Source organism: Cohnella boryungensis, from assembly GCF_042651945.1.
GTDB classification, from domain to species: domain Bacteria; phylum Bacillota; class Bacilli; order Paenibacillales; family Paenibacillaceae; genus Cohnella; species Cohnella boryungensis.
This window is the reverse complement of record NZ_JBHSED010000015.1, coordinates 82,242-100,883: the sequence shown is the minus strand read 5'-3', so window position 1 is coordinate 100,883 and position 18,642 is coordinate 82,242. Positions and strand designations below refer to the sequence as shown.

The following is an 18,642-nucleotide window of genomic DNA, read 5'->3' as shown; positions in this document are numbered from 1 at the left end:
AGTCCGGTTTTCAGCACCAAGGCTGGTCGACCGCCTGACGGCGAACTGCTCGCCCATGCATCCAGGAAGGTTGGAAGAAGACCGGTGATGAGGAGCGGAGTGTAGGCAAACCTACATGAGCACCGGAAGATCCGGCTGAATTCAAGATTCGCAGTCGATTCCGCTCCTTGAGTCGCTTCGTGATCAAAATCGGTCTTATTGAACAACCTCTTGAAGTCGAACGATAAAGGTTTTGATCTCGTACGGCTTCAGCTCAAACGACGATCCGGAAGAATCGGCTTCGCCCAGCGGTTGCTCCATCAGATTGCATTCCTGCAACGACAGCAGAGTCAGATCGCTGCCAAGCTCGACGTTCGTACGGACCCCGGCGAATTCGTGAACCCGCAGGATCAGTCCGTCTCCATCCTCCGCCTTCTTCACCGCATCGACCATCACGTTGGCCGCGGACAAGCGGAACAGGGAGAATGCGTCCTTCGCCGGAGCGCCTGCATAAGCGGTCAACGGGTTGTTGAGCGACCAAGCCTGCTGCACGGTGCCTCCTGCGTACCAGTCGCCTTCGTGCGGGTACAGCGCGTACACGAATTCGTGCTCGCCGATGTCCGCATCCGGGTCGGGGCTGATTGCCGACTTCAGCAGCGACAGGCGAAGAACGTTATCCTTCACGTCGTAGCCGTATTTGCAATCGTTCAGCAGGCTTACGCCATAGCCGCGTTCCGACAGATCGGCCCATTGGTGGCCGACCGACTCGAAGCGCGCCCAGTCCCAGCTCGTATTCCAGTGCGTCGGGCGTTTGACGTTGCCGAACTGGATATCGTAAGTCGCTTCCGTCGAGCGAACATCAACCGGGAATGCGACCTTCAGCAGCTGCTGATGATCCTGCCAATCGATGTGCGTGCGGAAATCGATGCGTCTGTTGTCGGCATATACGGTCATCTTCTGGGTAATGACGGAGTTGGCATACTTCCACCGGAAGGCGACAACCGCCATCAGAGGCCCGACTTCCGTCAGCTCCGCCGATACGAGATCGGTAATCTCGCGCATCTTCTCCTGATAGAAAATGTCGATGTCCCAAGCTTCGAAATGAAGCGGCTTGTCTTCGAACACCTGCAGCACGTTGCCGAAGGCATTCGGGGCAAGCACGTCGCGACGGTAGTCCAGGTCGTAAATCCGGGACAGCTGTCCGGCTTCGTTCCACTCGATCTCGTAATGAGGAGTCTTGAGCGTTCTTCCTTCCTGACGGAACGGGATAACGGCCTCGTTCCCCGAGGAATCCGACGCGCTTTCCCGATAACGAATGGCGGACAGTCCAAGCGAAGGCGTCTTCGCCGCCACAATCCAGCGGCCTTCGGCATACTGCGCCGGCAGCACGCTGCCCTCCGCATCGATCCATTCGCTTCCCGCAGGCGCCTGATCCCCGTCCAGGACAACAAGATCGCTGCGTTCCCAAGGCGAGCTGTTAAGAACGGTAACCGCCCCGTCCGCTTTCGCGCCGCCGACAACGGCAGCCGCGTCCTTCCACGCGTCGCTGGCCAGAGCCAGCGCTTCGGCATATTCCTCGCGGCTATCCTCGTAGACCTCCTTGATCGAGGAGCCTGGAATAATATCGTGGAACTGGTTGCGAAGAATGATCGTCCAGCCCTCGTTCAATTCCTTCTGCCGATATCCGCTCCAGTCGCCGCGCAGGATGCTCGCCAGCGAGCTTAGCCATTCCGTCTCCCGATAAAGCAGCTCCAGCTTGCGATTCATCCGTTTGTTGTAGGCTTGGCTTGTGTATGTGCCCCGATGGTATTCCAGGTACAGCTCGCCGTCCCACGTATGCACGTAGCGATCCGTTTCCTTGAAGGTCGTCTGCAGCCGCTGGAAGTAATCGTCCGCGCGGCCCGTCTTCACGTTCGGCAATCCAGGCATATCGTCCAAGCGGCGGCGCATTTCGAGCATCTCCCGATTGACGCCTCCGCCGCCGTCTCCGTAGCCGTAAGAAAGCAGCAGCTCCTGATTGACTTCCTTCTCCTGATAGCCTTCCCAAGCCCCTTTTACCGTGTGCGGCGTAATCAGGCCGTTGTACGTATAGAAGAAGGAGTTGGCTTCCTCCCAGTCGTCCGGCGTCGTGATGAAGTGCGTAAGCACCTCCGAGCCGTCGATGCCTCTCCACTTGAACGTGTCGTGCGGCATCCTGTTGAACTGGTTCCAGCTGATCTTCGTCGTCATGAACGTCTCGAAGCCCGATTTGCGCAAAATCTGCGGCAACGCCCAGCTATAGCCGAATACGTCGGGCAGCCACAGGTACGTGCTCTCTACCCCGAATTCCTGACGCATGAAGCGCGTTCCGAACAGAAATTGCCGAACAAGCGATTCACCGGAGGTCAGGTTGCAATCGGCCTCCAGCCACATGCCCCCGCCGATCTCCCAGCGTCCTTCGCGCACGCGTTCGCGAATCTGCTCGTAGATCTCGGGATAGTCTTGCTTGATGTATGCGTACAGCTGCGGCTGTGTCTGCAGGAATACGTAGTCCGGGAAGCGCTCCATCAAACGCAGAACCGTCGTGAACGAACGGGCGCATTTTTCCCGCGTATGCTTGAGTCTCCAGAGCCAGGCGACGTCAATATGCGTATGGCCGATCGCTGTCACGGTAACCGGATGACGCTTCTCGAAGCCGTTCATCTCCGCCAGCAGCTGCTCTCTCGCTTCATACACGGATTCGCGGTACGCATCGGATTCCGGCTGCGACCAGTCCACCTTGAGGAAAGCGCGATCCAGCGCTTTCAGGAGACCGACGCGATCCGGATGCTTGTCGTCCAGCGCCTGTATCGTTTCGAGAATCGCGCGGCCCGTATAGTAGAAATCGTCGATTTTTTCATCCAGCCAGCACAGCTCGGCCAGGTTGATCGTATGCTTCATCTCGCGCGGCTTGCCGCCGCCGTCGAGACCCGACCACAGTCGTATGTCGATTCTGCCGCTCTTCCCGGCGCTATCCTCCGGCAGGAACACCTCTTGGTGATTGGAATCGACGCCCTGATACGGAGCGCCGTTCCAATACAGCAGCGATTCAAAGCCTTCATTGTTCCCTCCGCCGGTTTCGCCCAGGTCAAAGCGCGCAAGCACGGTTTTCCCGGACCACTCCTTGGGAATCTCGACGCTGCGGGACAGCCAGATGTAACGGTCGCGTCCCTTCCACGTCTCGCCGGCTTTCAATTCAAACTCGGGAGAACCCGCAGGCGGCCGGGCTCCCGTCGCGCCGGCTTCATCCTCGATGGCCGAGAAGCTGTTCATCGGCAATGCATCGCGATAGCGGGTGGCGCTCAGCTCCCGGAGGCGGGCTTCCAGCTTCTTCTCAGTAAACAACATCTCGATTCTCACCCTTCTTTCCGATCAGTCGATTTATAAGGATTCCTCAAGCTTGATCAAGTTCTCCAGGCTGGTCGCCAGACTGTCCAGCGGACTGCCCGGACAATAGTCCTGCTCTACCGCAAACCATTCCACGCCGCTGTCCAGTCCCCATCTGAGGATCGGAGCGAAATCGATCAGGCCAGTGCCGATCTCGGCGAAATATTGCTTGCCGTCGGATGTCATATCCTTCAAATGCAGAATCGGCATGCGGAAGGCGTAGTTACGAATGAAGTTCAGCGGATCTTGCCCTGCCTTCAATACCCAGTAGGTATCGATCTCCGCATGAACCGCCGGATCGTCCAGCAAATATTCGAGAGCAAACTTCCCGTCGATGGAAGTGTGAAATTCAAAATCGTGATTGTGATAGCCCGCCCGGTATCCTGTGCCCTGAACCTTGGCGGCCACCGCCAGCAGGTCCTGCTTAACGCTTCTGTAGCCTTCCGGCGTCTGCAAGCCGTCAGGCAGCGAATGACAGATGAAGTCCTTCGTCTCGAACAGCCGAGCTTCTTCCAATACGTTGTCCAGATCGTTCTTCATCCGTTCCAGGCCGACGTGCATGCCTGCCGTCTTAAGTCCGAGCTCCTTCATCACTGCGGCGATATCGCGAGCGGAATTGCCGTGCAACCCGTCGATCTGAACCGCCGCCCAGCCCATCTTGCTTAGCTCTCTTAGTACGCCCTCGAAATCCTTCTTCAATTCGTTTCTCACCGTGTAGAGCTGAGCTGCCAGTTGATGTCTGATCATCTTCAGATCTCCTCCCTTTTCAGATCAAGCCATTCGACTTCTTGCGGAGTTAACACCAGATTCATCGATTGAATGGAGGAATCGAATTCCTCCGGACTGCGGGGTCCGATAATGGCGCAGGTCGGGAACGGCTGATACAGCACGTAGGACAAGGCAATCTGGATCGGAGTCACGCCCTTCTCCTCTGCCAGCTTCACCGCGCGGCGATACCGTTCCCAGTTGTTGTCGCTGTAGTACACCCGAACCATTTCCTGGTCCTCAAGCTTGTCCGGCGCGAAGTTTCCAGAGAAAAATCCGCCCGCTTGCGCCGACCAGGCGAGCAGCGGAAGCTGCGTTGCGGCATGCCAGTCGCAGGTTTCCTCGTCCGCGGAGATGGCGCCCTCCCACCTTGCTTCGTTGGGCTTGGCCAGGCTGAGGTTCGGACTGCTGAAGGAGAAGCCGATCAGATTGCGGGACGCCGCGTATTCGTTCGCTTCCCGAATTCTCTTGTAGGACCAGTTCGAAGCGCCGATAGCCCTGATCCTCTTCGCCTGAATATGCTCGTTCAGCTCTTCGATGATCGGTCCGACCGCTACCGTAGGATCATCCCGATGCAAGGCGTAAAGATCGACGTAATCCGTTCCGATCCGCTCCAGACTCTCTGTCAAGTCCTTGCGGATAGCCTGAGGATTGACGCGGGGGCCCGGACTTCCGTCGTCGTGATGAGCGCCCTTCGTCAGTATGACCAGCTTCTCCCGAAGCTTCGTCTCCGCCAGCCATTGGCCCAGCACAAGCTCCTTGCCCCGGTATTGATGCGCCGTATCGAAGGCGTTGCCTCCGGCCTTGATATAAGCGTCCAGCATCAGCCGCTGCGGCTCCTCCAGCTTCCTCAGATCGCCGGTTCCCATGAACAATCGGGAAATCGGCTTGTCGACGCCAGGGATTTGAATGAATTTCATACGTTGGCCTCCTCGGTGCTTCTATTCGTCCTCGTCCTTGAACAAGGGCAGCAAACTTAATTCGAACCGGAACTTCTTCTCGCTCAGACGATATCGCTCGGCCAGCTCCGGACCGCAGGAATTGGAGCCGACTCCGCTCATCTTGTAATCCAGATGCACAATGGTCTCTTCCCGCTTCTTCCTGGCCAGCTCCCAATCATGCTTCGCCTCGGTTAGAACCTCCGGCGTGAAGTGGGCGGCGTTAAAGGAAAAGCTCTCCGCCGCGGAGAAGCGCAAGCCCATCCCTTGCAGGTTGGATACGATTGCCCACTCCGTGCCGTATCTGGAGCCGTTCTCTTGCGGCATAATATAATTCTCGAACATCTCGTCGACCGTGGTCAGGAATCGCCCTTTTCTCACGCTCCGACGCTTGTCGATGTAGCTCTCATGAGGCCCCAAGCCCGAGTACTCCACATCTTCCATTCCTCGGGGCATCGTGAGACGCAGCCCGAATCTCGGAAGATAAGGATACGGCAGCTCCTCCTGAACAGAGACGTTCAGCAGCAGCTTAAGCTCGCCCGACACATCAACCTTCCAGCAGGCTTCTCCGGTTAGAATGGGGACCAGGCTGTCGGCGCCTAAGGAGAATCGGCTAATCAGCTCAACGCCGCCGTCCTCGGTCCGTTGCCATTCGGTTCCGTAGACCTTCATGGCCGCGCGATCATAGCCCTCCGCCATCCACTTCTCCTTCACCTGCATGTCGTTGTCCATCGGCGCCCGCCACACCGTATATGCCGAAGGCTCCTTCAGCATATTGACTCCGTTGCGCGATATCCGGCATACGGTCCCGAGCTCCAGATCGAACACATGCAGGAAATCAAAGCCTTCTACGGTAAGCTGGCGTCCCTCCGCTCTCACCTGCAACGGGGAACGGAATTCCGCGTCAGCCTGTCGAATTACGGCTTCCTCCGTCTCGATGCGCCATTGTAGCTGCGCGAACGCGATTTCGTGACCGGCCTGAGCCCATTTCGTCTCCTGGTTCAACCAGCCGTTGATTGTCAGAACATAGCTGCCAGAGCCTTCTTGCAGCCTGTAGGGCAGCGTCACGATGCAGGATTCATGCGGCAGCAGCTGCGGAACCTCCAGCTTCCCTTGCTGGACAAGCCGTCCGTCCTGCTCGACCTTCCAGAAAAATCCGACATGAGCCAGATCGATGAAATCATACAGATTCGTGATCTTAAGCTCACCGGCTTTAGCATTGTGATCCTCTATACGGAACGGAGCCAGCACCTGCTTAAGCTCCAGAAGTCCCGTATGCGGCCGCCGGTCGGGGGTCACCAGCCCGTCGATACAGAAGTTGCCATCGTTGGGCTTATCTCCGAAGTCGCCGCCATACGCAAAATACGGCGTGCCGTCCTCGGTCTTCGTCAGAATGCCATGATCGCTCCATTCCCAGACGCAGCCGCCGATGAGCTTCGGATACCGATAGATCACGTCCCAGTAATCCTGAAGGTCTCCCGGACCGTTGCCCATGGAATGGCTGTATTCGCACAGGAATAACGGCTTTCTTCTGTTCTCCTCCTTGGCGTACGCTTCGATATCTTGCACCGAGGCGTACATCCGGCTTTCCATGTCCAGGCAATCCGTATTCGGATGTCCCTTGTAGTGCGGGGCTGCGCCTTCATAATGAATTGGAAGCGACGGATCGCGCTGTTTAATCCATTCCGCCATCGCGATATGGTTCGCATCATAGCCGGACTCGTTGCCAAGCGACCACATGAAGACGCAAGGATGGTTTTTGTCCCGCTCCACCATACGAACGGCACGATCGAGAAACGCCGCCTTCCAATCGGGATTGCGGGTCAACGAGTGGCCCGAGCCTTCAATATGCTCGTTGCCGATGCCATGACACTCCAGATCGGCCTCGTCCACGACGTAGAAGCCGTATTCGTTGCATAGCTCCATGAAACGGGTATCGTTCGGATAATGCGCGGTACGGATCGTATTTACGTTATGCTTTTTCATCAGCACCAGGTCCTGGATCATATGCGCGACAGGAATCGTCTGCCCAAGCTCCGGATGCGAGTCGTGCCGGTTAACGCCCTTAAGCTTGACGGCCTGACCGTTGATCAGCAGCACGCCAGCTTCGATCTTCACTTCCCTGAAGCCTACCGGGAACCGCAGCACCTCATCGCCGGCGCGAACATAGAGCTCATACAGATTCGGCTGCTCGGCATTCCAGAGAAGCGGCTTGTCAATCTCGAACAGGAGGGAGCCTTGGCCGTCGATTACGGCTTGAGCCGAAGCTGCCGTATTCCCCTGGGCATCCTTCAGCTCGGCGCCGACGCTCAGCCGTCCGTTCGTCTCGATTTCTGCCGTAAGCGTCGCTTTGGCGAAGCCGTTCTCGAAGCTTTGCTTGTTATAGACGTCCCTGATGTGAACGCGATCGCGAGCAAGCAGATATACGTCGCGGAAGATGCCCGAGTAACGCCACATATCCTGATCTTCCAAATACGAGCCGTCGCACCACTTCAAGACGAGAACGGCGATTCGGTTGCCGCCCGGCTTCACGAGCGCGGAGATGTTGAATTCCGCCGGAATGCGGCTGCCCTGACTGTAGCCGGCAAATTGCCCGTTCACCCATACGTAGAAGCAGGCGTTGACCCCTTCGAAGACCACGTATTTCTCTTTGCCGTCCCAGCGCTCCGCAACGTTGAATTCCCGCACGTACAGCCCTGCCGGATTCTGATCGGGGACAAACGGCGGGTCGTTGGGGAACGGATAATTAATGTTCGTATAATGAAGCTGGTCGTACCCGTTCGTCTGCCAGCAGGACGGAACGATTAGATCGTTCCAGGAGCTGACGTCCGCCGCCGTCTCGTAGAACGGCTCTTCCACATTCAGGACGCTGCTGTGATATTGAAATTTCCAGACGCCGTTTAACGTCTGATACCAAGGCGAACGTCCGCGCTTGCCGGAATGGGCCGCGCTTTCGACTCCATAAGGAATGTAGGAGGCTCTGGGAGCCTCTCTGTTCACGTGAAGAACGTCCAGGTTCTCCCAGTATCGTGCCAATTGAATCATTTGATTTCTCTCCCTCCCGGCTCTAACGGCGGCTTGAGGCTTTAATTGAAATATCCCCGCGCCATCAGACGATGAACCAATTCTCCGAACAGGCTGTTCGCCCATGCAAACCACGGCCGCGTATAGTTCGCCGGATTGTCCGGGTCGAAGCCTTCGTGAATGAATCCCGTGTCGCCGTCCGTTCGCTGAAGCATGTCCAGCAGCTCGCGGATTTCGCCGTCGTCCTTCGAGGTGAGCGCCTGCATCGCCAGACTGATCGGCCAGATGAAGCCGGGCGGCGTATGCGGGCTGCCGATCCCCTTGGCGTATTTTCCTTCGTGATAATACGGGTTGTCGCCGCTTAGCACGAATCTACGGGTATTCTGATAGATCGGATCGCTTTCCTCCACATAGCCCAGATAAGGGATCGACAGCAGGCTCGGCACGTTGGCGTCATCCATCAGATTGTAGTTGCCGAAGCCGTCCGTCTCGTATGCGTAAATCTTGCCGTACTTGGGATGAATATAAGTGCCGTAGGTTTGTATGCCGAAGTCGATCTCTTCGCGAAGCTCCGCCGCCAGGCTAACCAGCTCCTCGTCGGCCCACACCTCCGCCGCGATTTCCTCCACGTAACGCAGGACGACAACGGCAAACATATTGGAGGGGATCAGATAGCCGAACGTGCAGGCATCGTCGCTTGGACGGAAGCCGGACCAAGTCATCCCCGTGTAGTTCACCGGCATTCCCATTCGGTTGTTGCGCAGCGTATCGCTTGGCGGGCAATCGATTCGGGCGAAGCGGTATGGGGATTGCTCGGCATGTCTCTGCTCGGTTCTCCATAGCGCGATAATCGTCTTCACCGCAGCCCGGAACGAATCGTCGAAAAGCCCCGTATTGCCGGTTGCTTTCCAATAGAGATAGGCCAATTGCAGAGGGTAGCACAGCGAATCGATCTCGTACTTCCGTTCCCAGACCCAGGCATCGAGCTCGGTCAAATCCTGGTCGTAACGATGATCGTTTGCCTCCTCGTTAAAAGCGTTAGCGTACGGATCGATATGAATATAAGCGATCTGCCGACGGATCAGGCCCTCCAGCAGCAGCTGCAGCTCCTGATCCTCTGCGGCCAGCGGCAAGTAATGCCGCACCTGGGCGCTTGAATCTCTCAGCCACATCGCCGGGATATCTCCCGTAATGACGAATGCCGTCCGATCGTCCAGAAGCTTGGTCGTCGTCTCCAGCGTATTGGGGTAGCACTTCGTAAACATGTCCAGCAGCTTGGGGTGCGCGGACAGCGTCGTCTTGGCCTCTGTCAGCAATTGCGTTACCGATTGGGGCAGCTTCATGGGTTGATTCTCCTTTATCCCGACATTCATAGCCGAACGGCCTGCTTCTGCTCATTCTGATCGATGAAGGCTTTCAAGCCTTCCAGATTCGGAGTTCCCGTGCTTCCGCCGAAGGCGCTGACGGACATCGCGCCGCATGCATTGCCGTAGCGCAGGCAGGACTCCACATCCAGCTTCTGCAGAAATCCGTACAAATACCCGGCGTTGAAGGAATCGCCGGCTCCCGTCGTATCAACCGTTTGAACCGAATAACCCGGAAGACGGGTCAGCGCCCCCTCCTTCATCGAAATGGCGCCATCCGCTCCCAGCTTGACGACAACGTTGCTGCCGAACTGGCCCATATACCTCAGGCTGTCTTCAATCTTGTCTATGCCCGTATAATGAAGCGCCTCTGTCTCGTTCATCAGGAAAACATCGAAATACGGCATCAATTCGAACACGCTCTTGTCCCATTCGCCGGAGTCGTCCCAGCCGACGTCGCAGGACAAGGTCACGCCCTTCTCCTTAAGAGCTTTGGCCAAAGCGACATATTGCTCGTGGTTGCGTCTTCCCTTATACCCGGTCACATGAACGTGTCGTCCCTCGGCGATCTCATTGAGATTCAGGTTATCCATCCGAACCTCCATGTTAGAGCCCGCATAGGTTATAAATGAACGATCCGTATCGGGGTTAAAGGCGATGGAGATGCCCGTATTATGGATTTTACTCGCCCGCACCATTCTGGTATCGATACCATATTCGGCAAAACGTTCCCGTATATAACGACCGTGATCGTCGTCTCCCAGCACTCCGTTAAAGGCCACATGCACGCCAAGCTTGGCTAGAGAGATCGAAAATAAAGCCGCTCCCCCGCCGACGTGCATCATCATGTTGTCCACGTACACTTCCTGGCCCGGCGCGGGAACCTGGTTGCACCCGACCACCACAAGATCGATATTGGCGTCCCCGATCACTACCGCATCAAAAATTGTCACCTGCTTCTCCCTCTTCCAGTTGCTTTATGTTTAAGCCTCTACGCTGCTCTTCAAGTTCTTGCAGCTGTCCCGCACAACCAGCTTATGCTGCAGAATGACGTCCTCCGTCGGCGAATCCTTCTGATCCTCAATCAATTCGAGAAGCTTATCGACCGTAACCTTGCCCATCTCCAGGATCGGCTGCTGCATCGAGGTCAGACGCGGTCTCACCTGTTCGGTCAGTTGGCTTCCGTCAAAGCCGATAACCGACAGATGCTCCGGAACTCTCAGACCATGGTCATGAATGCAGTTGAGGGCGCCGACAGCCATATCGTCGCTGACCGCAAATACAGCCGTAGGATAAGACTCCTGGGTCAGCATCTCCTTCATCTTCTCGTAGCCGCTTTGCGTCTTATAATCGCCAAACCGGATGTAGCCTTCGGGAACGTCGATGCCGCAATCGGCGAGCGCGCGGCAGTAACCGGCATAACGGTTCTGACCGGAAGTGATGTCTCTCATATCTCCGCCGAGGAAGCCGATTCGCGTATGTCCAAGCTCGATCAAATGCCGCGTAGCGTCATATGCCGCCGCATAGTCGTCGATGATGACGGACATAAACTTCTGATCGACCGGTTTGACGCTGGAAAAGATGATCGGAATGGAGAGCTTGTTGAGCAGCTCCCTGATTTCGTCGTTCAGCTTCTCGTGCATAATAATGATGCCGTCTACGCGCATCTGCTGGAATACCTGCAAGTATTTCAGCTCTTTATCCGTATCCTCGATGATGTTGCACACCAGCAAATTATAATCGTTGTGGCTCGCGGTTTTCTCGATCGTGCTTAGAATCGTGGAATAGAAGCTTGAAGTGACATCGGGAACGATAACGCCAATCAGATTGGTCTTCTTGCGGACAAGACTTCTTGCGATGTGGCTCGGGGAATATCCCAGCTCGTCGATCGCCCGCTGTACCCTGATCTTCAAATCGTCCTTGACGTACTTCTCTCCGTTCAGCACTCTGGAGACCGTCGTAACGGAAACACCCGCTTGCTTAGCGACATCCTTAATTTTTGGCGCCATCATCGTCACCCAATCCTTTGATAATCTCGACTTGTTCTTTGAAGCTTAGCTCTTCACCGCCCCGTCCATAATCCCCGCGATAAATTGCCGGCTGACAACGAGGAAAAACACAATCAGCGGAAGGGTGGCCAGCAGCGTGCCCGTCATAACCATGGAGTAGTCTCCGGTATGCACCGATTTCAACTGCTGAAGAGTTAGCATTAATGTAAATTTAGACGTGTCCGTCAGGACAATCAACGGCCACAAGTAATCCTCCCAGACGCCCATGAACGTCGTAATCGCAAGAAAAGCAAGCGCAGGACGCAGAATCGGCAACGCTATACGCCAATAGAGCCCGAACTTGGTGCAGCCGTCGATACGGGCCGCCTCCAGCAGTTCGTCATGGATAGCCAGCGCATATTGCCTGATCCAGAAAATCCCGAACGCAGTCGCCATTCCCGGAATGATGAGAGCCTTATAGCTGCCGAGCCAATCCAGCTCCTTGATGATAATGAACTGCGGGACAAGCAGCATCTGCGCAGGAATCATCATCGTCGCCATCATGAGATAGAACAGCACTTTAGAGCCTGGGAACTTGAATTTCGAAAAGGTAAAGCCCGTTAACGAGTTAAAAAACAGCTGCAGCGTCGTGCTGACGACCGCGATCAGCACCGTGTTGAGCAGCGCGCGGTAGAAATTGATATTGTCCATGACGTGATTGTAGTTCGTCATGAAGTAGCTCCCGAAGGTCAGCTTCGGGGGGAACGCGAAGATTGCGCTCGTTTCATTCGTCGACATGACGACGAGCCAGTAAAACGGGAATATTGAAAATATAACACCGATCAACAAAAAAGTATGCACGAATATCTTTTTTACCGTCATCTTGGATGCTCCTTTTTTATCAATCGTCCGACTTATTGAAGAACTTCCAATTCAAGACGGAGATCAAACCGATGATGACAAACAACACCCAGGAAACCGCAGCCGCATAACCGTAGTTCTGGTAAACGAAGCCTTCCCGGAACATATAGAGGACAATCGTCTCGGAGCCGGGGTATGGAGCCTGATTGCCTGCGAGCACTTGGGGCTCCGTGAAAATTTGAAATCCGCCGATCGTAGACATCATGACCGTGAACAAAATAATGGGACGAAGCATAGGAATCGTAATCTTCGTGAACGTCTGGAACATTGTCGCTCCGTCCAGATCCGCCGCTTCATACAGATCCTTAGGAATTCTTTGCAATCCGGACAAATAGATGATCGCGTTATAGCCCAAGTATCTCCAGGCAATCATGGCCGCAATAACGACTCGTACGCCGGTATTGGAATTAAACCAGGCGATTTTGTCTAGTCCCAGCGTTTGGAGAAAGTAATTGATCAATCCGTATTCGTTCCCGAACATGGACTGAAATATGATGACGACAGCAACCATAGCCGTTATATTCGGTAGAAAGTAAGCGATACGGAAAAAGCCTTTGAATCTGACAATCGACAGATTGATGATGAATGCAATGATCAACGCGCATACGAGCATCGGGCCGTTAGCCAACAGCCAGATCGCGACGTTGTTGACTAGAGCCTGCCAGAACACCGGATCCTTGAACATGTAAGAAAAGTTGTTGAAGCCTACAGAAGTCATTTCTCCAATTCCGTCCCACTTGTGCACGGACAGGTAGATCGAGAAGAAGATGGGAAATACCGAAAAGACCAGAAACAAGATGTAAAATGGAGAAATAAACAAATAAAGCGTTCGGCTCTTGTATATTTCTTTTAAAAGGCGGCCCATACTACTCCTCCGTAATTCGATGAGGCAGGGATTATCGTCTCCCCGCCTCATCCTCTATTTAAGTGCCAGTTAAGCCTGCTGTATCTTAACGAGAAAGCTGACGCAAAATTTGTTCTTGCGCTTCCGTCCAAGCCTTTTCCGGATCTTTCTTCTGGGCATCTACGGAGCCGAGAGCAGCCACAAGAGTATTAATGACCATCTCGTCTCGGGAATCCGTAAGCGCGATCTGAACATCCTTCGCCGCTTCTCCGAATACTGTGCTCAAGTCTTGACCGCCGAAAAACTCGCTTTGGTTGACCATCTCCGGACTGTCGTAAATCCCAGGAGTGGAAGGATAGTTGCCGAATTCCTTGTAGCCTTCAATCAAGTTGTCAGGGCTAACGAGGAATTTCACGACTTCGTAAGCTTCCTTCGGATATTTCGTGGAGTTCAGGATGCCCATGAAAGACCCGCCTTGGTTACCTACGCCGCCCGGCGGATAAGCGATATTCCACTTTCCTTTCGTGTTCGGAGCCGCCGAGATCACATCGCCTACAGCCCAAGACGCTCCCGTAAAGGAAGAGATTTTACCGTTGTTCATAGCCGCGTTTTTCTCCGAGTCGCTGGAGAATGGGAAGGTTACGCCCTCTTTGTACGCTGTGACCGCAGCATCCCAAGCTTTCTTGACGTGTTCCTTGTTCCCGATGTAGTTACCGTCGACATCGAAGTAATTCTGACTGCTCTGACCCATGATGCTTCTGAAGAGATCGACCAACGTACCGGATTGCGTACCTGTTTTCTCCTTCACTTGCTTCATCAGAGCCAAATAGTCTTCGGTTGTTTTCACTTGATTTCTGATTTCTTCAGGCGTGCTGGCTACGCCGGCTTCCTTGAACAAGTCCGCGCGGTAGTACAAGACGACCGGCGCAACGTCGATCGGCAGGCCGATCAAGTATTGATCGTCCAGCGTAGCGCCCATTTTCCATTTCCATTCCAAGTATTCAGGCTTGATGTCGCGAGCTCCTTGATCGTACAGGTTCAAGAACTTGTCTTTATAAGTAAGCATCGTAGAAATCCAGGCGTCCATCGTAACGATGTCGGGACCGCTGCCGCCGCCGGAAATTGTCGTCTTTAATTTCGTCAGGAAATCTCCGCCGGAAGGAAGCTTCTCGGCTTGCAGATCGACGTTCGGAAATTTAGCTTTCGCCGCTTCAATCGTGGAGTCGGAGATCGCTCCGTTCCAGTACCACATCTTGAGCGTAATCTTGCCGTTTGCGCCGCTTTCGCCCGCAGACGGGCTGGCGCTGCCGCTTGCGCTCGGAGACGCTTCGTTTTTATTGTTATTTTGACCACAGGCAGATACGATTAGGACTAGGCATAGAGCTAGCAAAGCACTGGACAAGGCTTTGAGTTTCATGGATGTTTGTTCCCCCGATTCTGATAGTTTTAGTCATGGTGGCTTCAATGTTACATCTCTGCTATTGTAGCAAACTCTCCTCAACCGACAACTCGCCGCTTTGTGTCAAGTTCCTCGCACCACCCCCCTTTCAGCTTTCCTCTTTTTGTCTCCGCTATTCTGGTATCGATTCCAGATCGAGATGCAAAAAACATTATGGTATCGATTCCAGATTGGACTAAAATTTTTGTTGAATTTCAACTAACCGGATTGAATCTATTGTGGTATCGATTTCAGAAGTCGATATGAAGTACTGGAATCGATTCCAGATGAAGCTTGAGTCCAGTATAATATGCTTGATAGCATTTGACAATAGCATTTGCACATTTCATTTTAAACGCTTACACATGCTCCTCCATGCATAGAGGGATAGAAGTTGGGGCGGCGTCAGGACGTTAATTCCTGCATTCGACCGCCCGGTCCTTGCTTGCTGATTTCGCGGGACGCAATGCCTCATCTTCGTGTTTCCGTTCTTGATGCAGCAAAGGCAACCGCCCTCCGCTTTTACAAACAGGCGTATACGAGATTTTTCAAGCGCGGATGCACATAAGGCTCTTGGCTGTTGAGCATGTGCTGCGCATACATAATGGTCAATTGCTCAGACGGATCGATGACGGCAAGACAACCGGCGGCCCCCGCCCAGCCGAATTCGCCCAGCGAGCTCAGGGAGCCGCTCTCGGCTTGGGACAGATGAGTTCTAACGCCCAGTCCATAGCCGTAGCCCTTCATATGGTCCCAGGAAAAATCCTCTCTCATCTTATCCGTCAGCAGATCTCTCCGCATCAGCTCCACGGATGCTGGAGCAAGAATGCGTACTCCGTCCGGACTTGTGCCTCGATTGCTCAGTGCATTCAGAAACAGCGCATAATCGCTTACCGTCGACAGCAGCCCCGCTCCTCCGCTCTCGAACTCCGTTCCGATCCGGTAGCCATTCCCGTTCTTGCTCACGGGTTTGCCCGACGCCTCATCGAATTCGTACTGTGGAGCCAACCGGCTCATCTGCTCCTCCGACAGATCGAATGCCGTATCCCGCATGCCCAAGGGACCGGTAATCTCCTCCCGGATATACTCCCCGAACCGCCTTCCGGCAACAACCTCGACGAGAGCTGCGAGGACGTCGTGGCACAGGCTGTAATTCCAGCGGGTTCCCGGCTCGTACAGAAGCGGCTCCTTGGCCAGCGCCTCCGCGAACACCCGCGTCGGCACCTTGCCGTCCGTCCGCTCGATTGCGGCCAGAAGGGAGGGCGAGCGCAGGTTGTAGGAGAAGCCTGCCGTCATGGCGAACAGGTCGCGCACGGTAATCGGTCTTGTCGCCGATTCGAGTCTGGTTTCGCCGTTCGGGAGCCGCTTCTCCACGGTCATCTCCGCATATTCCGGCAAATAAGCGGATATTGGATCGCTCAGCAGAATCGCTCCTTGCTCTACGAGCCGAAGCGCGGCGACGCAGGTCATGATCTTCGTCAAGGAGTACAGGTTGAATATGGCTCCGTCCTCAAGCGGGATTCGCTTGTCCAAATCCAGATAACCGTTCCTGTAGCGGAAAACGACGCGATTGCGGTGCATCACCAGCACCTCCGCCCAAGGAATACGCCAATCGGTAACGCGATCGATAAATTGAGCCAACGGTTTGAAGTCCATCATTTCGCCATCCTTTAGTCATGAGTAGGTTTTGTCCATTTCTTCGACGCGATGCTCCAAATATCCTCTACGGGTACTCCGGGTGGAGCTGCCGAGAGCTTCGATCCTGAGCCGCTTTAAGGCTATTGGCTTGTCCCATTAACCCGGAGAGGCTGCTGATCGGCATAAAAAACGCCTTCCGGCTCGGGACAATCCGTCGCATCGGAAGACGTTGGCGTTAATTATTCGGCTTTCGTTTCTCCGCCTTCGGCACGAGGCTTGAAGACGTGGTTTTTGGAGGCTTCTTCGATCTCTCCGAATGCCCAATGCTTCTTCGGAACGTCCGGCCAGCTCGGCTCAGTCACCCCGTGCAACGGACCGCGCTTCAGCAGCCGGTTGAGAATCGTGACCGCCTCCGCCCGCGTCAGCGGCTGATCCGGCTTGAAGCTGCCGTCCGGATAACCGGTCATGACACCGCTTTTCATCACACGGGCAATCGTCTGCTCCGCCCAATGGCCTTTTGTATCTTTGGCATTCGTTGTCGCTGCGTCATTCAGCTTCAGCCACTGCTTGACGATTACCGCCATTTCGGCTCGGGTAATTTTGTTTTCGGGCTTGAACGTTCCGTTCGGATAGCCCTTCATCAAACCCATGCGCTGTACGTCCATCACGTTCTCGTATGCCCAGTACTTGCCGGGCACGTCCGGAAACGCGATTGCGCTGTTTTGTCCCGCTTCGTGCACCCGGACGAGCAAAGAGGCCATTTCCGCTCGCGTGATTTTATTCTCTGGCTTAAACGTTCCGTCCAGATAGCCCTTCACATATGCCGTGTGCCGATCCTGGGTGCCTTCTTGGCTGCCGGGGCCGCCGTTTCCATTGCCATTGTCGCTATTGCCGCCGTCGCTATTGCCGCCGTTGTTGCTGCCGCCATTGCCGCCGGAAGAGCCCAATCGAACAAGCGCAAACGTACTGAACTTGCTGAGCTCGATCTCGATGCCGTAAGGCGCTCCGTTCCGGTTCACAATCGTCCCGGAGACGAGCTCCTTCTCTCCATCGTGGTGCTCGATGAATATGCGAAGCGCATTCAAGTAGGACGCCGAAGCGCCGGGAGGAACACTGCCATTAAACGGTATAAGCAGCTTCGTTCGATAGCTGGTATAATTCGTTTCGATCTTCTGCGGGGTACCGACGACCTCCGCCTGCGCGCCGCCCTGCGCCTGCCGCACGACAGGCTCCCCGACGATCCGGGCGGCGAGCGCTTCCCGCTGGGGAGCGCTGCGCACCGGCACGATACGGAAGTACAAATCGATCGCCTGCTTGCGCATTTCCTTCAGCACGTCGTTCGCGATGGTGAGCACCGCCGTCTCGCTTTCCAACTGGAACGTCATCCCGTAGTTGGCCAGCGTCGAGACGCTGCCCGCCTGAACCTCCACCGCCAGTTCGTCCGGCACGTCGCCCGGTAGATGATCCATGAGCAGCCGGGAAAACTTCTCGCCGGTTTCCTGTCCCCTGTCTACGATCATATCCGCAGAGGAGACGTCGACGATGGTCTTGTCGATTTTCGTGCCGTCCGACATGACAATGCGGGTAATGCCGAGCGGCTTCGTATAGCCGCCCGTTTCCCCGACGACGTTCACCGTACGAACGTTGTCCGTTACCGACACTTTGTTTGCCGTCTTGCTCTTGACGATGAGCAAGAACGGGCGCGAAGCCTTCTTGCCGCCCTTGGACACGGTAGCGGTAACGATAACGCTCCGCTCATCGTCCTGGCGTTCGACTTGGCCTGTAATTTGCGTTCCCTGCGGGGCCCCGATGACGATAACGTCCGGCTGGCTGGAAACCCATGACACTTGCGTATCATGCTTGCCGACGGACAGCAGGAACAGACTGGATGTGACGCTTTCCCATGTGTCCCCGTTGCTGAATCCGATGACCAGGCTGTTTAGAGCATCCTCAACCTCGTGCTCCTCGTCGGAAGCTCCCCGCTTCAGAACCAGAAACGTCGTTCGGGCGACGTCGCTGCCGTACCCGGCAATGACCGTATACCGGCCCAGCTCAGCATCTGCGGCCAGCGTGAACTCTGTCGTATATCGACCGCCCGCAACCGGAACGGAACGAGCGTAATAGACGGCATCGGTCGGTCCGAACACCTTGACGATGACGTCCGGTGCAGCGGACGTTCCCGCAAGAACGACGCGGTCGCCCTGATACTTGTCGGCGACAGCCTCCACCGCCGTACCGGCCTGAGCGGCCTGTACGGGGCCGACCAAGGCGAACAGCAGCGCGGCCATGACGAGAAGCGTAATAAATGTTCTGATTCTGGAAAATGAGTTCAAGGGCA

At 55.2% G+C, this 18,642-nt stretch carries 12 protein-coding genes; all 12 read right to left on the bottom strand.

The genetic code is table 11. The annotated features are described in order from the left end of the window. Positions 1 to 195: 195 nt before the first annotated feature. The 12 genes from ACFO1S_RS10105 to ACFO1S_RS10050 all read right to left on the bottom strand — a co-directional run bounded on the left by ACFO1S_RS10105 (position 196) and on the right by ACFO1S_RS10050 (position 18,637). Entirely contained in the window at positions 196 to 3,345 is a 3,150-nt protein-coding gene (locus tag ACFO1S_RS10105) for an alpha-mannosidase (RefSeq protein WP_204603737.1), read from the bottom strand. Positions 3,346 to 3,378: 33 nt separating this feature from the next. Next, complete coding sequence (locus ACFO1S_RS10100; protein WP_378126703.1) at positions 3,379 to 4,131, bottom strand: sugar phosphate isomerase/epimerase family protein; 753 nt, start codon at positions 4,129 to 4,131, stop codon at positions 3,379 to 3,381. Between the two features lie 2 nt (positions 4,132 to 4,133). After that, positions 4,134 to 5,069: an aldo/keto reductase gene (locus ACFO1S_RS10095; RefSeq protein WP_204603738.1), complete on the bottom strand. Its 936-nt coding sequence runs from the start codon at positions 5,067 to 5,069 to the stop codon at positions 4,134 to 4,136. Between the two features lie 21 nt (positions 5,070 to 5,090). Further along, positions 5,091 to 8,132, bottom strand: a complete 3,042-nt coding sequence (locus ACFO1S_RS10090) for a glycoside hydrolase family 2 TIM barrel-domain containing protein (RefSeq protein WP_204603739.1) — start codon at positions 8,130 to 8,132, stop codon at positions 5,091 to 5,093. 41 nt (positions 8,133 to 8,173) lie between these two features. Next, entirely contained in the window at positions 8,174 to 9,454 is a 1,281-nt protein-coding gene (locus ACFO1S_RS10085; RefSeq protein WP_204603740.1) for a glycoside hydrolase family 125 protein, read from the bottom strand. Positions 9,455 to 9,480: 26 nt separating this feature from the next. After that, positions 9,481 to 10,428 carry a carbohydrate kinase family protein gene (locus ACFO1S_RS10080; protein ID WP_204603741.1) on the bottom strand — a complete coding sequence of 316 codons (948 nt, stop codon included), beginning with the start codon at positions 10,426 to 10,428 and terminating at the stop codon, positions 9,481 to 9,483. A 30-nt stretch (positions 10,429 to 10,458) separates the two neighbouring features. Then, positions 10,459 to 11,487 (bottom strand): LacI family DNA-binding transcriptional regulator, encoded by a 1,029-nt coding sequence (locus tag ACFO1S_RS10075; protein WP_378126700.1) that lies wholly within the window; start codon positions 11,485 to 11,487, stop codon positions 10,459 to 10,461. A 42-nt stretch (positions 11,488 to 11,529) separates the two neighbouring features. Beyond that, entirely contained in the window at positions 11,530 to 12,345 is an 816-nt protein-coding gene (locus ACFO1S_RS10070; protein ID WP_204603742.1) for a carbohydrate ABC transporter permease, read from the bottom strand. A gap of 19 nt (positions 12,346 to 12,364) precedes the next feature. Further along, the gene (locus ACFO1S_RS10065; RefSeq protein WP_204603743.1) at positions 12,365 to 13,249 is read right to left on the bottom strand and encodes a carbohydrate ABC transporter permease; all 885 of its coding nucleotides are present in this window, start codon (positions 13,247 to 13,249) and stop codon (positions 12,365 to 12,367) included. Positions 13,250 to 13,334: 85 nt separating this feature from the next. Next, positions 13,335 to 14,645, bottom strand: coding sequence for an ABC transporter substrate-binding protein (locus ACFO1S_RS10060; protein ID WP_204603744.1), 1,311 nt, complete (start codon positions 14,643 to 14,645; stop codon positions 13,335 to 13,337). A gap of 543 nt (positions 14,646 to 15,188) precedes the next feature. Further along, on the bottom strand, positions 15,189 to 16,325 hold the full coding sequence (locus ACFO1S_RS10055; RefSeq protein WP_378126697.1) for a serine hydrolase domain-containing protein: 1,137 nt from the start codon (positions 16,323 to 16,325) through the stop codon (positions 15,189 to 15,191). Positions 16,326 to 16,543: 218 nt separating this feature from the next. Then, a complete protein-coding gene (locus ACFO1S_RS10050; RefSeq protein ID WP_204603745.1) occupies positions 16,544 to 18,637 on the bottom strand; it encodes an S-layer homology domain-containing protein in 2,094 nt (697 codons plus the stop codon). Between the last annotated feature and the right edge of the window lie 5 nt (positions 18,638 to 18,642).

Bases quoted from the DNA above. Each gene is read 5' to 3' on its own strand.
- ACFO1S_RS10085 (WP_204603740.1), bottom strand. From the start codon at position 9,454: ATGAAGCTGCCCCAATCGGTAACGCAATTGCTGACAGAGGCCAAGACG.
- ACFO1S_RS10095 (WP_204603738.1), bottom strand. From the start codon at position 5,069: ATGAAATTCATTCAAATCCCTGGCGTCGACAAGCCGATTTCCCGATTG.
- ACFO1S_RS10065 (WP_204603743.1), bottom strand. From the start codon at position 13,249: ATGGGCCGCCTTTTAAAAGAAATATACAAGAGCCGAACGCTTTATTTG.
- ACFO1S_RS10060 (WP_204603744.1), bottom strand. From the start codon at position 14,645: ATGAAACTCAAAGCCTTGTCCAGTGCTTTGCTAGCTCTATGCCTAGTC.
- ACFO1S_RS10070 (WP_204603742.1), bottom strand. From the start codon at position 12,345: ATGACGGTAAAAAAGATATTCGTGCATACTTTTTTGTTGATCGGTGTT.
- ACFO1S_RS10105 (WP_204603737.1), bottom strand. From the start codon at position 3,345: ATGTTGTTTACTGAGAAGAAGCTGGAAGCCCGCCTCCGGGAGCTGAGC.
- ACFO1S_RS10075 (WP_378126700.1), bottom strand. From the start codon at position 11,487: ATGATGGCGCCAAAAATTAAGGATGTCGCTAAGCAAGCGGGTGTTTCC.
- ACFO1S_RS10055 (WP_378126697.1), bottom strand. From the start codon at position 16,325: ATGATGGACTTCAAACCGTTGGCTCAATTTATCGATCGCGTTACCGAT.
- ACFO1S_RS10100 (WP_378126703.1), bottom strand. From the start codon at position 4,131: ATGATCAGACATCAACTGGCAGCTCAGCTCTACACGGTGAGAAACGAA.
- ACFO1S_RS10090 (WP_204603739.1), bottom strand. From the start codon at position 8,132: ATGATTCAATTGGCACGATACTGGGAGAACCTGGACGTTCTTCACGTG.